Here is a 14,953-nt window from a genome sequence, read left to right as displayed (position 1 = left end):
AATAGTTCGCTTTACGGTAATAATTATTTCCATTTAGTAAATAGTTATGCAGCTATCGGATATCAAGCATCAAGTCATGAATCATTATTTCAATTATTCACTCATATTTGTCATTTCATCTTTATTTACAAGTAGTGTTCAAGCAACTAAATACCCTGACAACGCAGTAGAGAAGAGTATTAATCACGCTAAACAAGCGAGTGCGGCTGACATATTAACAAGCCTTGAACAGGCTGAGAAAATTATCGCAGAAAAAAAGGCAAGCTTTTCTGCTTCAGCACAATTAGGCCTGCTTTATCAAACAGGTAACACTAAAAGTGGTGATGTAAAGGCGGGGTTAGACTTCAGGTACGAACAAAAATTATGGCGTAGTTTATTTGTTTTTGATGCCTTATTAAAGAAAACAGAAGTACTTAATAGCGAAGGTGAAGAAAGTTACGAAACTACTGACAACAAATGGAGTGTTGTAACACAAACTAACTATACTATTAACAGTACTAAGCGAAACTATCTTTATGGAAACCTTTTCTATGAAGAAAACCGTTTTTCAAGCTTTGATTCCCAAGCCTCACTTTCAACCGGCTGGGGACGTCGCTGGTATGAGACATCAACAGCAAGTTTTGATGCCGATGTTGGTCCTGGCTTTAAACGAGATGTTACAAGGCCAACTGCCACAGAACGTGAAGAAGGTATTGGCAGTGAAACCCGCGATAGCTTAATACTACAAGCTCAAGCGTTATATATTCAAAAAGTTAATGAGCATATTGAATTTAAACAATTACTCGTAGCAAAGCATGCTATTGAAAAAGGCGAGAATAGTCTTTATAAATCTGAAACCTCATTAACCAGTAAACTTATTGACTCTCTGCAAATAAAGTTGAGCTTTATTGTCGATTATAATTCTAAAGTCGACCCTGACAAAGCAAATACCGATACGCAAACCGCTGCGGTTCTTGTCTATAGTTTCTAAGGGACATTTACCTTTCAAATGTTTTTTTACCTCTCTTAGTTGGGTAGTATTATAAGCCAAAACATTATTATGTGGTTATTCGACAAAATGACCACAATATACTTAAATCATCAATAAATACTTGTCAGTAGGTTGAGTCAAAAATCCACCTTGTACGAGGCTTATATAGTGCGTTATGGATTTTACAAGGCAATGATCGTTCTATGTAATCAATATCTTGATTATAAGCCTGTAAATTTTCACCAAGTTATCCATTCATTAATTCACTTAATATAAATATTTAAGTGCCTATTTGTCATATTGATTACAAAGCTTTTAGTTGCCTTAACACCGATAGAATCCTAAAATAGCTGACAATTATCAAATAATACTTAAAAAGGGTTCTTATGGCTCAGCCGCTACCAGATAAATTCATCATGTCGATGAATAGAGTTAGTAAAATCGTTCCTCCAAAACGCACTATTTTAAAAGATATCTCTCTATCATTTTTTCCTGGTGCCAAAATTGGTGTATTAGGTTTAAATGGCTCAGGTAAATCGACACTACTTCGTATTATGGCTGGTGTTGATACTGAGTTTGAAGGTGAAGCAAAGGCATTAGCAGGCACCAATATTGGCTACTTACCACAAGAGCCTGAGCTTGATGAAAGTAAAACCGTTCGTGAGGTCGTTGAAGAGGCGGTATCAACAGTTAAAAATGCGCTTGCTCGCTTAGATGCCGTATATGCTGAATATGCTGAAGAAGGTGCTGACTTTGATGCCTTAGCAAAAGAACAAGGTGAATTAGAAGATATTATCAACTCTCAAGATGGTCACAATATTGATAATGTGTTAGAGCGCGCTGCAGATGCCCTTCGCTTACCTGAGTGGGATCAACCCGTTAAAGTATTAAGTGGTGGTGAACGCCGCCGTGTTGCTTTATGCCGCTTATTGCTACAAAAACCAGATATGTTGTTACTTGATGAACCAACTAACCATTTAGATGCAGAATCAGTGGCTTGGTTAGAGCGCTTCCTACATGATTATACTGGTACTGTTGTGGCAATTACCCATGATAGATATTTCTTAGATAATGTTGCAGGTTGGATTCTTGAGCTAGATAGAGGCCATGGTATTCCTTATGAAGGAAATTACTCTTCTTGGTTAGAGCAAAAAGATGCTCGCCTTGAGCAAGAAAGTAAAGGCGAAAGCGCGTTACAAAAAACGATTAAACAAGAACTTGAGTGGGTTCGTTCAAACCCTAAAGCACGTCAATCTAAAAGCAAAGCCCGTATGGCACGTTTTGAAGAACTTAATAACCAAGATATTCAAAAACGAAATGAGACTAACGAGCTTTACATTCCACCAGGACCGCGTCTTGGTGATAAAGTATTAGACGTTAATAACCTAACCAAATCTTTTGGCGATAGAATGCTAATTGATAACTTAAGCTTTAGTGTTCCAAAGGGCGCTATTGTTGGTATTATCGGACCTAACGGTGCAGGTAAATCAACGCTATTTAAAATGATGTCAGGTGCAGAACAACCCGACTCAGGTAGCGTTAGCGTTGGTGATACCGTTAAACTTGCTAGTGTTGATCAATTCCGTGACGACATGGACAACAGTAAAACAGTTTACCAAGAGATATCTCAAGGTCATGATATTTTACAAATTGGTACTTTTGAAATTCCAAGCCGTGCTTACTGTTCACGCTTTAACTTTAAAGGAAATGATCAACAAAAGATAATTGGTGAATTATCAGGTGGTGAAAGAAACCGTGTGCATTTAGCTAAGCTTGTACAAACAGGTGGAAATGTATTACTACTTGATGAGCCAACCAACGATTTAGATGTTGAAACCTTACGTGCACTTGAAGAAGCGATATTAGAGTTCCCAGGTTGTGCCATGGTTATTTCTCATGACCGTTGGTTCTTAGATAGAATTGCTACTCATATATTAGATTATCGAGATGAAGGTCAAATTAACTTTTATGAAGGTAACTTCACTGATTATGAAGCATGGTTGAAGAAAACATTAGGCCCTGCTGCAACAGAACCTCATAGGATCAAATATAAAAAAATTGGTTAACCGATTTCTTTGATATTTATTCTTAATAAAAGGCAGCTAAATATTGATTTTAGCTGCCTTTTTCACTTTTACTTTTGAACAAATAGAGCTATGCTAAGGAAACATACTCAACAAAAAAGTCATTGTTTCAATGGAAAATAGACGACAATTTACCCGCATATTGTTTTCAATTACAGCTGAACTCAATGTAGACGACGTAACCTATCCTGTATCTATTCACGATATTTCACTTAATGGTGCACTAGTTACCGCTATTGAAAGCGAAGAATCCTTAAAAGGTAAACTAGGTACATTAAGGTTTTTCCTGTCTGATGGTGAATCTGAAGTTGAAATGCACATTGCTGTGGTTCATGAACACCAAGATGAAACTGGCTTACAGTGTAATGCCATAGATATTGATAGCGTGACACATCTTAGGAGACTAGTTGAGTTAAACCTAGGCGATAGTGAGCAACTCAATAAAGAGCTTAGTCAATTATCCCGAATAGATTAATAGCGACTCTTATTAAAAGTAGCGTTCTTTTTCAGTAAACATGTTTTCAAAAGCATAAGGAAGTTGTATGAATCACCTTGTTATCTCATGTATCGGTCCCGATAAATCAGGCATTGTTGATCAATTATCTAAAGTTATTAGTCAACACCAAGGTAATTGGCAGGTAAGTAGTTTACACCATTTATCAGGCTTTTTTGCTGGTGTTATTGAAGTGGCAGTAAGCGCTGAAAATACTATCGATTTAAAAAATGCGTTAGAAAATATTCAGCATTTGAACTGTCAAATTGAATTAGCAGAGCCAAACTCGGTAAAAGCAAACAGTAATTTAATACTTGAATTAACCGCAAATGATAGAGCAGGTATAGTACAGAATGTCTCTTCTGTTATTCATCATCAAGGTGGAAACTTAATTAAATTGGTAAGCTCTCAAAATAGTGCAGCACATACAGGACAAGTTATGTTTAAGGCAAAAGCACAAATTGCTATAAATGAAGAGCAAGTAGAAGATCTTGTCTCATCTTTAGAGCAGATTGCTGATGATTTAATGGTTGATATAACAAGGTAACCCCTTGTTATGCTTAAACATTACTAAGATGTACTGGCCTTTATTGATATTAAACAAAGTTAAACATGCCCTAATATATATTTGCCTCATAACTAAAAATATAAATACCCTGAAACTAAAAAAGCCTAACATTGTTAGGCTTTTTTAGTGTTAATTCTCAGCAAGTTTTACATTGTAAATCCAAGCTTTTTGAATTCTTTGGCTACCACTTTACTTGGTAATGGAATATAACCATCTTTCTCAACAATTTTTTGGCCAGACTTAGAAAGAATCATCTTTAAAAACTCTGCTTCCATTGGTGCTAATGGCTTATTAGGATGCTTGTTAACATAGATATATAAGTAACGAGATAATGGGTATTTACCCGAAACCGCATTTTCCATATTAGCTTCGATGTAGTTAGTACCTTTTTTCGCTAAAGGAAGTGCTCTAACTCCTGATGTTCTATAACCAATACCAGAGTAACCAATACCGTTTAATGATGCTGATACTGATTGTACAACAGAGGCCGAACCAGGCTGCTCGTTAACATTGTTTTTGAAATCACCTTTACACAAAGCTTTTTTCTTAAAGTAACCGTAAGTACCCGATACGGAGTTACGACCGTATAATTGAATATCTTTTCCAGTCCAAGCACCTGTTAATGCTAAGTCACCCCAGCGATCAACATCTTTATTTGCGCCACACTTACGGTTGTTTGAAAAAATAGCATCCACTTGAGCAATAGATAAACCTTCTAATGGGTTATCTTTATGAACAAATACTGCTAACGCGTCAATTGCCACTCTGACTTTAGTTGGTTTGTAACCATAGCGTTTTTGGAATGCTTCAATTTCGCGTGACTTCATCGCACGGCTCATTGGCCCTAAATTTGATGTAGCTTCAGTCAATGCTGGTGGAGCAGTAGAAGAGCCCGCCGCCTGAATTTGAATATTTACGTTAGGGTAAGTTCGTTTAAAGTTTTCAGCCCAAAAAGTCATCATATTAGCTAAGGTATCAGACCCTACCGATGAAACATTACCTGAGATACCACTTACCTTTTTATATTCAGGTAATGATTCATCAATAGCAGATGCAGAAAAACTCATTAAACTAGCTAAACTCAATGTGGCTAGTACTTTTTTAAAACTCATAATATTCTCCGATAAGAGCTTAGTTATTATTGTAAAGAGCAACCACTGCTCAATTGCAGCTACTATACAAAGCGAATATGACAATTATATTTAAGTTGTGTGACACAAATATGACAGAAAGTAATATAGAAGAAATAACGACTAAGGATATAAAAGTAACAAGGATGAACTTTATTGTTTACTTACATCAACCACGCTTCTAGCGTCAAAGAAAATAGCAAACTCACTTCCCTGCCCCCAATGACTTGAAATAACCAACTCGGCTTGATGATGTTGTAATACATGCTTAACAATAGCTAACCCCAAACCAGAGCCGCCCGTATCACGTGAACGAGATCTATCAATGCGGTAAAATCGCTCAGTTAAACGGTTAAGATGTTCTGGCCTTATTCCGTCACCATTATCCTTAACAGCAAACTTTAACTTGTCACCAACTTGCTGCCAGCTTACAGAAACCTCTCCACTTGCGGGAGTATACGCTATCGCATTTGAAATTAAGTTAGCACAAGCACTTTTAAGCTCTGTTTCAATGCCGATAACCCCCAATTGGGTAGATATATCAACATTAAGCTTGTGGTGTTTTTCTTGATTCAGCCAGCTTGCATCTTCAGCTAAATTAGTGATTAAATTGGCCATGTCTACGGGTTGTTTATCGTCATCACTATTGTTTTCTACTTTGGATAAATTTAAAAGCTGCTCAACTAAACGATCCATCCGAGTGACTTGACCTTCAATGGTATTAAACGCCTTTTGCCAATGCCCATCAAAAGTGCCTTCGGTCGCCTGAATCATTTCAACATACCCTCTGACAACAGTTAAAGGAGTCTTTAATTCGTGAGATACATTAGCAACAAAATCTCGACGCATTTCTTCAAGTCGATGAACATTAGAAATATCACGCGCAAGTAATAAAACATCATCAGTACCATAGGCCATAATTCTAATTTCTAACTGCACTTCAGCATTGACAGGTGAAATAAGCAAACAAGGGGATTCAAAGTTTTCTTGTAGTAAATAGTCTGCAAATTCAGGCGCACGGATTAAATTATCGATTCGTTGACCAAAATCATCTGGCCATCGAACACCTAATAACCGTTGTGCTTTTTTATTGCTCCAGCCAATGGTAAGTTCATGAGATAACATTAATGCGGCATCTGGTAAGGCTTCAGCACCATCTCTAAAACGTCTTATTTTCTCATTTTGCAGTTTATGTTTTGCTCGGTGACGTTTATTTTGACGATATAGACCATCATAAACCCTTCCCCAAATACCTTCTGCTTGGGGAGGAGATAATGACTTCGTTTGCCATAACCAATTTGCTAGCTTAAATAAGTGGTGGTAATGCCAAAAAAGTAAAGTTATAGACGTGATTAATATCGCTAATAAGGTATAACCAAAAAGAAAGCCTAAAAGACCACTTAAAGAGAAAATTATCAGTAATCGAGAGACCACGTCTTTAATTGATAAGCTAAAATGCATAAATTATTTTTTCAATTTCCCTGAAAAACGATAACCTGAACCGCGTACTGTTTGCACGAAATCTTCATGTCCAGCGCCAGAAATAGCTTTTCGCAAACGTCTGATGTGTACATCAACGGTTCTATCTTCAACATAAACGTTGGTACCCCAAACATTATCTAACAACTGCTCTCGCGAATATACACGTTCAGTATGTGTCATAAAAAAATGTAGTAATCTAAACTCTGTTGGACCAAGATCAATTGCTTGTTCATTAATAGACACGCGATGAGCAACAGGGTCTAACTTCAAACCATGAAACTCTACTTCTTCTTCTAAAGAGGTTGGCGATACACGACGAATCACCGCTTTAATTCGGGCAATTAGCTCTTTTGGTGAAAATGGTTTCGTCACATAATCATCGACTCCCGCTTCAAAACCTTTTACTTTATCATCTTCATCTGCTCTAGCAGTGAGCATAATAATTGGAATGTTGCGAGTATATTCGTTTTGTTTTAACGATTTAGCTAATTTAACACCAGTTCCTCCCGGTAACATCCAGTCTAAAATAATTAAATCGGGATAAGGCTCTTGAATTTTATCTTGTGCCTGGCCAATATCTGCCGCTTCTATTGTATTAAAACCATTTTGCTCTAATACAAAGGTGATCATATCCCTGATCGGGGTTTCATCTTCAACCACTAAAATTTGTCTGCTCATACAAACATCCTGAAAAACTATCAACTTAATAACATCTAGATGCCATTAAGCAATTAAAATTAAGATGATAGTATTGTGCAAAAGAAAAGTGACACTTTTATGACAAAGTAAAAAATTGCCAATATAATTAACTATATTACGCTTTATAACAAGAATGTTCTTGTATATATCATAATGAAAAATGAACTTTTATTAGCACATATCACAAACATAATCGAACAAACAAAAAATCCGTTAATAAAAGCTTATTAACGGATTTTCATTCTGAGTTTTCAGTGATAGGTTAGAACTTCTGTTCCATACCTATGCCGATATATTCGCCTTGTGATGCAAAATTATAGGTATAGCCGTCATTAGCTAAATACTTGTTTTCTGCTCGGTCAGTATACCATGCATAAACTTTAGTATTTTTACCAAGTTTATAATCAGCACCTACGCTTATTGCATCTTCACCGGCAAATTCTTGATATTGCGCTTTAGCTAATACTTTACCAAATTTATAAGAAACATTTACCGCATAACCTGTTTCACTATTTCCTGACTCTGTTGATTCAGAATCAACAAACATAGCACCTAAACGAAGATCGCCAAATCGATACATACCAGTTACACGTGTATTGGCAAGACCTACTGTTACATTACTTGAATTGCCTTCGTTGTCCTTGCGCTTAAATTTAACAGGCATATTCTCGTCGTGTGCAAAACCAATAAAGAAATCTGTCTTCTTAAGATTTAAATCACCAAAGAAAACACCTAAAGAATAAGGGTCACTTGCGTCTTTATCGTCAGAAATAATATAACTACCAAGGAATTGAAGATTCATATAGGTTGGAGACTTATAAGTTAAAGCATCTGATACACGGTTTTCACCAATAAATAAATGCTTTAAATCCCCTTCGTAGTCATTAAATAAATCAAACTTTCCTTGAGATACCTTTAACGTTGTATCTGAGCGACCCGCAGTTAATTCACCAAAACCACCTTTAATACCAACCCACTGATTACGTGCTGTTAAAGTGTCTTTAGAGTCATCATTTACATTCACTTGCCACTCTAATTTGTAAATGGCCGTTAAACCATGATCTAACTTGTACTTACCTTTAACGCCAACTCTTGATGCATTACTTTTTAATTCATTAAATGTGTCACCATCTTCTGCTGAGGCTTGTAACGAAATATTTAATTTACCGTAAAAATCGATAACCTCTTTCATTTCATTTTTTGCATCAGCTGCGATTGCAGGTAAAGCCAGTACAGAACAAATTGACAATACTAAGCTTTTCTTAATTAATTTCATGTTGTTATACCCTATAATTTAAATATTAATGACTATTAAGTGACATTTTTATGATTATTTTATGGCTTGAATATGACACTATTATGACAGTACGGTAATTTTACAAATATTTACCTATTCGAATAGCAATATATTTATTATGCATTTGTTTTATGTCATGAATTACCCGTCTTTTCCTCTAAATATACTAGACTACTAACCTTATTTTTGCTCTGTTCTAATCAGGAAGAATAAGTTTTTTTACAAAAAGTTTTAAATGCTTGATAAAACTAGCTAGAATCAAAAGAAGTCATTATTAATAAATGTTTGGTATTTTATGGCGTTAATGAAAGTTACCAGTATTTCAAGAAAGCTCTTAACTCGAGTTCTATCTGTTTACTTTATTCTGACTGTCAGTGTGACTGGCATTCAAATAATTGCTGAATACTTCAATACAAAAAGCCATATAAATAGTGAGTTACTTACCTTACAGAAAACCATTAGTGGCAGTTTAACTCGTGCAGTTTGGGAGTTAAATACACAACAAGCCATAGATATATCTGAAGGTTTAATTGCGATTCCAATGATTAAGGGAATTACCGTTAGTGACGAAGCTAATAAAGTGATTACTCAACTCGGAGAAGTAATCAACGAATCGGCTTTAGCAGAAGCAGACGAAATCGAACTTAATTCAGATCATCAAAGTGTAAGCTCACTAAGTGATGGCTTATTTGGACATTCTTTTCCTCTAATATTTGAATTTTCAGGTAGAACAACAACGGTAGGTACTGTCACGCTTCTTTCGAGTAATGATGTGATTTTTAGTCGCATTGAAGTCGGTATCTATTTTCTTATTGGTAATGCGATGGTAAAAACTGCTTTTCTAGTTTTTTTATTTTCCATCGCATTTAACAAACTACTCACCCAACCACTGCATGAATTAACTGAGCAAATAAAGCAACTAGATTTAAATGACCCAGAAGCATCTAAGCTACATACGATGAATTATGAGAAGAATGAGCTTAATATCCTAGAAGATGCCTATAACAACCTCATCGATGAACTCGTTGCTTTTAAAGATAAACTGGCCTTATCGCAACGAGAGACTAACTCTGCTAATGATAAACTTGATGAACAAAACTTATTGTTAGAGCAAGAAGTTGCCAGAAAAACATCTAGTTTAAGTAGTAATATGCTTAAAATGGAACTGCAGCAAAAAGAAATGTTGAGCCAGCAAAAACAACTTGAAGATGAAAATATTCGTAGAAGAAAAACTGAAGATACCCTTATTGCAACTAATAGAGAGTTGAAAAGTTCTATTTTAGAACTAAGCAAAGCGCAAGATAGGCTGCTAGACGCTGAAAAAATGTCTTCTTTAGGCATGTTAAGTGCAGAAGTTTCTCATGAAATCAACACGCCTATCGGTATAAGTATTACTTCAACAAGTTACTTATCAGATATTATTGGAAAATTAGAGCAAGATGTAAGTGAACAAAAAATATCTAAACGCGCACTAGAGTCGTTCGTCAATAATGCCAACCATAGCATAGAGTTATTACTAAACAATCTAACTAGAGCCTCTGAGCTAATCGCTAGCTTTAAACAAGTCGCCGTTGATCAAACTAATGATAAAGTAAGGCTAATCAATGTCGCTAAATTTATAGATGAAATTATTCAATCTTTACATCCTAAACTAAAAAAAACCAACCATAGTATTAAGGTGCATTGTGACCAAACAATTGAAATTTATAGTCACCCTGGCGCCATTGCGCAAATAATCATAAACCTCATTATAAACTCGATATTACATGGATTTGAAAATATCAATAGGGGTGAAATTGATATAGACATAACAATGGATCATCAACGTTTACACCTTCGTTTTGCTGATAATGGCCGCGGTATAGCACCAGAGCAGCTTAATCAATTATTCACACCTTTTTACACGACCAAGTCAGAGCAAGGTGGTACAGGTCTTGGCACACATATCATCAAAAACTTGGTTGTTGATACCCTAAACGGCAATATTAAAGTGCAAAGTAACTTAGGTGAAGGGTTGAGTTATCAAATAGATTTTCCTGATATGCGATATAGCTAAATTATCGCAAGTGTGACATCTAATCAGTAAAACAATGGCTGAATTTTTTTTTTCAGGTATCATAAAGCGTAAAAATCCCCTTATATTTTTAGGAAGTTATTTATGTGGTTTAAAAACCTCTATTTTTTCGCTTTTACGCGCCCTTTTGAATTATCAGAACAAGATCTAGAAAAACACTTATCGGAACATTTATTTACTCCATGTGGCTCAACAGAGTTAGCTCACTTTGGTTGGGTAAATGCATTAGGTAAACACGGCAATACTTGTGTACATAGTGCAAACGGTAACTTTTTAGTTTGTGCTAGAAAAGAAGAGAAAATACTTCCTGCACCGGTTATTAAAGATTTACTTGAAGAAAAAGTGGCTCAACTTGAACAAGAACAAAGCCGTGGCGCAACCAAAAAAGAAAAAGAGCAATTTAAAGAAGATATTATATTTGAATTATTACCTCGTGCATTTTCTCGAATAACAGATACTCACGCATACATTTCGCCTGTAAATAATATCATCGTGATTAATTCAAGTTCACGCGGAAAAGCTGAAGATCTGCTCGCTTTATTAAGAAAAGTGATCGGAACTCTACCGGTTACGAGCTTCGATCCCGATATAAGCGTTGATGAAACCATGACCGATTGGTTAATCGAAAAAAATCTAGGTGATAAATTTCAACTTGGAATGGAAGCTGAGTTTAATTCTTTAGGTGACGATGGCGCTGTTGTTCGAGTAAAAAACCAAGACTTAGCAAGTGAAGAGATTAAAGCTCATTTAGATGCTGAGAAATATGCCGTAAAAATCGCTCTAGAATGGGATGAATCATTGTCTTTTATTCTTTGTGATGATTTAGCCATTAAACGCTTAAAGTTTTTCGATGTATTACAAGAACAAAACGATGATATTGACAGTGACGATGTCCTTGCGAAAATGGACGCTGACTTTGCTTTAATGGCGGGTGAGTTAAATCGTTTTATTATTGACTTAATCGCTGAATTTAATATGACAACAACTGATTATATAACTAAAGAGTAAGTTATTAACCTCTTGGTCAGTTCCCTTATTTGATGCTATTAAAAATGGTCGCATATGCGACCATTTTTTACGATACTAATATCAATAATGACCTATTTAATTACCTGATAAAATCAACTAATAAACAGATAATCATAGGGTTAACTAAACACTTGTTTAACTAAACATAGCCTTAACTTCGTTACACATTTCGGCGAATTCATCACATTGCATATAATCAATTTCAGGTAAAATACCTTTCTTCGTGTAGCTCGTTAATAAGGCTTCTTTTGTCGACTCGTTTTTAAATACGTTATGGTATATTGCGCCGGCTCGAATAAAATCTAAATAGTGTACTTCTTTAGGGAGTACTGTTAGATCACTCCAACTTTCTGCAAGTTCAGTAAACTCATCTGAAAATCCCCAAGTACGAGTAATAGTACCGCTTATTTTACCAGACAACTTGATTATGGCTTGTTGTAAGAAAGTGGGATTAGCAAAGACATCTTGATGATTTTCAGCTTCAGTCAAAATAGGTAAAACACCAATATTATGTACTAAGGCGGCTAATGTTATCGTGTCTAAGGTCAATGATGTATGTTTATGCTCTTTTAGGTACATCGTCATTAAACTGATAGCTACCGAAGCAATATCGATAGTTTTCAGCCAAGACTTTTTCATGTACATAGAAACAATTTCATTTTTTGAAACAAATACTTGTTCTATCGCCATTGCAGTCGCAATACCCTTAATTTGTCTTAAGCCGATACGAGTAACGGCTTGACTTACTGTTTCAACCTTTACACTTCGACCTAACAATGCGCTATTAGCAACCTTTAGCATCCCCAGTGACAAAGCTGGATCTTGCGCAATAATATCACTCATTTGACCTAAGTTAATTTCAGGGTCATCAGCAGCAGTCCTTACTTTTAGTGCCACTTCAGGTAATGTAGGTAACACTAGAGTATCTTGTTTTATCTTCTCAACCAATATCGTGTATAAGGCATTTTCTGTTGCCATAAAGACCACCTTTATTTTTATTGTACTTACTTATTAAAAGTAGCACATTTTTAGTAATTCAACGTTTTTTTTTAATATATTTCAATATAGTAGGTGAATTATATAAAATAGCGTAAAGCATTTTAGTTAACCGTGTTTTATTATTACTTTTACATGGTGAAATATTAATCAATTACCATTGCCCAGAGATACGCTTTTCCTTATAATGCGCCCCTTACTAAAGCACGAGCAATAACAGCTCTGTTTTTCACCTAATTAAGAAAAGTAAAAACCATGATAAGACCTGAACTCCTTTCTCCTGCCGGCAGTTTAAAAAATATGCGCTATGCCTTTGCTTATGGCGCAGACGCGGTATATGCCGGACAACCGAGATACTCGTTAAGAGTACGAAATAACGAGTTCAGCCTTGAAAACATTAAAATAGGCATTGAAGAAGCGCACCAACTAGGAAAAAAGTTTTATCTGGTAAATAACATTGCTCCTCATAACGGTAAATTAAAAACGTTTCTAAAGGATATCTCTCCAGTTATAGACATGAAGCCAGATGCATTAATCATGTCTGATCCTGGGTTAATAATGATGGTACGTGAAAACTTTCCTGACATGCCTATTCATTTGTCTGTACAAGCAAATGCTGTTAATTGGGCTACCGTGAAGTTTTGGCATCAGCAAGGCGTTGAACGCGTCATTCTTTCTAGAGAATTATCACTGGATGAAATAGAAGACATCAGAATGCATTGCCCTGAAATGGAGTTAGAAGTTTTTGTACATGGTGCTTTATGTATGGCTTACTCTGGTCGTTGTTTACTATCTGGCTATATTAATAAGCGTGACCCTAACCAAGGTACATGTACTAACTCATGCCGATGGAAATACGACAGTCACCAAGCTAAAGAAAATGAAACAGGTGATATTATTGCTGTTAACCCTACCGACTCAGATAACGCAGAGACACAGATATACACACCTGAACAAAATATTATTATTCCTGAGCAAAAACCAATTGATGATGTTGTACTGCTTCAAGAGCAAGGTCGCCCCGGTGAATATATGCCAGCTTTTGAAGATGAGCATGGTACTTACATTATGAATTCAAAAGACTTACGTGCAGTAGAACATGTTGAACGTTTGGTTAAAATGGGCGTTCATTCATTAAAAATAGAAGGTAGAACCAAGTCTTTTTATTATTGCGCTAGAACGGCTCAGGTTTATAATCAAGCGATAAATGATGCGATGGCTGATAAGTCTTTCAACCAACAATTAAATACAGATTTAGAGCACCTTGCACATAGAGGTTATACCGAAGGTTTCCTTCAGCGTCATCGACATGGTGATACACAAAACTATGATTACGGTTACTCTAAAAGTGATACACAACAATTTGTTGGTGAAGTCATAGGTAAAAATGAAGAGACTGGTTTAATTGAGATAGATGTAAAAAATAAATTTTTACTTGGCGATCAATTGGAGTTGATGACACCAAGTGGCAATAAAACCTTCACCTTAAATAAAATGGTTAATAAGAAAGGTGAAGATATTGATGATGCAAAAGGCTCAGGCCATAAGGTTTCAATTGAGCTTGATACAGATTTAAATCTATCATTTGGTATCATAATGCGTTATCTCGATGAAGGCGGTACAACTCGACACCCTTTCGCTCAAAACCAAGCGGATAAATAGGAAGCTTTATAGTGGCTTTGATCATAGAACAAGCATGTATAAACTGTGACATGTGTGATCCTGAATGTCCAAACGAGGCCATTACACTTGGGGAAGAGATTTATGAGATTGATCCAAAAAAATGCACAGAATGCATTGGTCATTATGATAAACCTACATGCGTCAGTGTATGTCCAATAGACTGTATAAAACCTGATAATAACCATATTGAAACCGAGGAAGCTTTACTGGCAAAGTTTTTTTCGATGCACGGTTAGAGTTTTTCAGTGTTCGGTTAAACTTTTTGTGTGCGGTTAGATTATAGGCTTAATCGCTGATTTAAATACCGCTCTAATCAAAATTTAAAAGTGATTAACTTAGAAACAAAAAAGCAGACCTTAGTCTAATGCCGATCAGTTAAACAAAAGATCGGTTGACCGATCATAATGATCATGCAAAATCCATTATCAGTTTTCTGATAATGGATTTT

At 35.7% G+C, this 14,953-nt stretch carries 13 protein-coding genes; 8 read left to right on the top strand and 5 right to left on the bottom strand.

Annotation, left to right across the window (positions count from 1 at the left end):
* Nucleotides 1–46 precede the first annotated feature (46 nt).
* From D1094_RS09670 to D1094_RS09655, 4 genes are all read left to right on the top strand, one after another.
* Entirely contained in the window at nucleotides 47–970 is a 924-nt protein-coding gene (locus tag D1094_RS09670; protein ID WP_259337895.1) for a YdiY family protein, read from the top strand.
* Between the two features lie 386 nt (nucleotides 971–1,356).
* Nucleotides 1,357–3,036 carry an energy-dependent translational throttle protein EttA gene (gene ettA / locus D1094_RS09665; protein ID WP_118959907.1) on the top strand — a complete coding sequence of 560 codons (1,680 nt, stop codon included), beginning with the start codon at nucleotides 1,357–1,359 and terminating at the stop codon, nucleotides 3,034–3,036.
* Between the two features lie 130 nt (nucleotides 3,037–3,166).
* Entirely contained in the window at nucleotides 3,167–3,529 is a 363-nt protein-coding gene (locus D1094_RS09660; protein ID WP_118959906.1) for a PilZ domain-containing protein, read from the top strand.
* A 67-nt stretch (nucleotides 3,530–3,596) separates the two neighbouring features.
* On the top strand, nucleotides 3,597–4,094 hold the full coding sequence (locus D1094_RS09655; RefSeq protein WP_118959905.1) for a glycine cleavage system protein R: 498 nt from the start codon (nucleotides 3,597–3,599) through the stop codon (nucleotides 4,092–4,094).
* Between the two features lie 167 nt (nucleotides 4,095–4,261).
* Here D1094_RS09655 and D1094_RS09650 read toward each other — a convergent pair whose 3' ends face one another.
* The 4 genes from D1094_RS09650 to D1094_RS09635 form a co-directional block, all read right to left on the bottom strand.
* On the bottom strand, nucleotides 4,262–5,227 hold the full coding sequence (locus D1094_RS09650) for a PstS family phosphate ABC transporter substrate-binding protein (RefSeq protein ID WP_118959904.1): 966 nt from the start codon (nucleotides 5,225–5,227) through the stop codon (nucleotides 4,262–4,264).
* A 171-nt stretch (nucleotides 5,228–5,398) separates the two neighbouring features.
* Entirely contained in the window at nucleotides 5,399–6,706 is a 1,308-nt protein-coding gene (gene phoR, locus D1094_RS09645; protein ID WP_118959903.1) for a phosphate regulon sensor histidine kinase PhoR, read from the bottom strand.
* Nucleotides 6,707–6,709: 3 nt separating this feature from the next.
* Complete coding sequence (gene phoB / locus D1094_RS09640; protein WP_118959902.1) at nucleotides 6,710–7,405, bottom strand: phosphate regulon transcriptional regulator PhoB; 696 nt, start codon at nucleotides 7,403–7,405, stop codon at nucleotides 6,710–6,712.
* A gap of 283 nt (nucleotides 7,406–7,688) precedes the next feature.
* Nucleotides 7,689–8,702 (bottom strand): porin, encoded by a 1,014-nt coding sequence (locus D1094_RS09635; protein ID WP_118959901.1) that lies wholly within the window; start codon nucleotides 8,700–8,702, stop codon nucleotides 7,689–7,691.
* Nucleotides 8,703–9,027: 325 nt separating this feature from the next.
* Here D1094_RS09635 and D1094_RS09630 point away from each other — a divergent pair, with 325 nt between their 5' ends.
* Both D1094_RS09630 and rdgC read left to right on the top strand, forming a co-directional pair.
* Nucleotides 9,028–10,779: a sensor histidine kinase gene (locus tag D1094_RS09630; protein WP_118960163.1), complete on the top strand. Its 1,752-nt coding sequence runs from the start codon at nucleotides 9,028–9,030 to the stop codon at nucleotides 10,777–10,779.
* Between the two features lie 102 nt (nucleotides 10,780–10,881).
* Nucleotides 10,882–11,805, top strand: coding sequence for a recombination-associated protein RdgC (rdgC, locus tag D1094_RS09625; RefSeq protein ID WP_118959900.1), 924 nt, complete (start codon nucleotides 10,882–10,884; stop codon nucleotides 11,803–11,805).
* A 156-nt stretch (nucleotides 11,806–11,961) separates the two neighbouring features.
* Here the strand turns inward: rdgC and D1094_RS09620 are convergent, their stop codons facing one another.
* Nucleotides 11,962–12,804: an HDOD domain-containing protein gene (locus D1094_RS09620; protein ID WP_118959899.1), complete on the bottom strand. Its 843-nt coding sequence runs from the start codon at nucleotides 12,802–12,804 to the stop codon at nucleotides 11,962–11,964.
* A 273-nt stretch (nucleotides 12,805–13,077) separates the two neighbouring features.
* Here D1094_RS09620 and yegQ point away from each other — a divergent pair, with 273 nt between their 5' ends.
* The gene (gene yegQ, locus D1094_RS09615) at nucleotides 13,078–14,484 is read left to right on the top strand and encodes a tRNA 5-hydroxyuridine modification protein YegQ (RefSeq protein WP_118959898.1); all 1,407 of its coding nucleotides are present in this window, start codon (nucleotides 13,078–13,080) and stop codon (nucleotides 14,482–14,484) included.
* Nucleotides 14,485–14,495: 11 nt separating this feature from the next.
* Nucleotides 14,496–14,741: a YfhL family 4Fe-4S dicluster ferredoxin gene (locus D1094_RS09610; RefSeq protein WP_118959897.1), complete on the top strand. Its 246-nt coding sequence runs from the start codon at nucleotides 14,496–14,498 to the stop codon at nucleotides 14,739–14,741.
* Nucleotides 14,742–14,953: the final 212 nt, after the last annotated feature.

This window comes from Colwellia sp. RSH04 (assembly GCF_003545765.1).
Lineage (GTDB): Bacteria > Pseudomonadota > Gammaproteobacteria > Enterobacterales > Alteromonadaceae > Colwellia.
The sequence above is the reverse complement of the archived record's forward strand: the minus strand, read 5'-3'. Positions and strand labels throughout refer to the sequence as shown.

Bases quoted from the DNA above. Each gene is read 5' to 3' on its own strand.
- D1094_RS09670 (WP_259337895.1), top strand. From the start codon at position 47: ATGCAGCTATCGGATATCAAGCATCAAGTCATGAATCATTATTTCAAT.
- ettA (WP_118959907.1), top strand. From the start codon at position 1,357: ATGGCTCAGCCGCTACCAGATAAATTCATCATGTCGATGAATAGAGTT.
- D1094_RS09660 (WP_118959906.1), top strand. From the start codon at position 3,167: ATGGAAAATAGACGACAATTTACCCGCATATTGTTTTCAATTACAGCT.
- D1094_RS09655 (WP_118959905.1), top strand. From the start codon at position 3,597: ATGAATCACCTTGTTATCTCATGTATCGGTCCCGATAAATCAGGCATT.
- D1094_RS09650 (WP_118959904.1), bottom strand. From the start codon at position 5,227: ATGAGTTTTAAAAAAGTACTAGCCACATTGAGTTTAGCTAGTTTAATG.
- phoR (WP_118959903.1), bottom strand. From the start codon at position 6,706: ATGCATTTTAGCTTATCAATTAAAGACGTGGTCTCTCGATTACTGATA.
- phoB (WP_118959902.1), bottom strand. From the start codon at position 7,405: ATGAGCAGACAAATTTTAGTGGTTGAAGATGAAACCCCGATCAGGGAT.
- D1094_RS09635 (WP_118959901.1), bottom strand. From the start codon at position 8,702: ATGAAATTAATTAAGAAAAGCTTAGTATTGTCAATTTGTTCTGTACTG.
- D1094_RS09630 (WP_118960163.1), top strand. From the start codon at position 9,028: ATGAAAGTTACCAGTATTTCAAGAAAGCTCTTAACTCGAGTTCTATCT.
- rdgC (WP_118959900.1), top strand. From the start codon at position 10,882: ATGTGGTTTAAAAACCTCTATTTTTTCGCTTTTACGCGCCCTTTTGAA.
- D1094_RS09620 (WP_118959899.1), bottom strand. From the start codon at position 12,804: ATGGCAACAGAAAATGCCTTATACACGATATTGGTTGAGAAGATAAAA.
- yegQ (WP_118959898.1), top strand. From the start codon at position 13,078: ATGATAAGACCTGAACTCCTTTCTCCTGCCGGCAGTTTAAAAAATATG.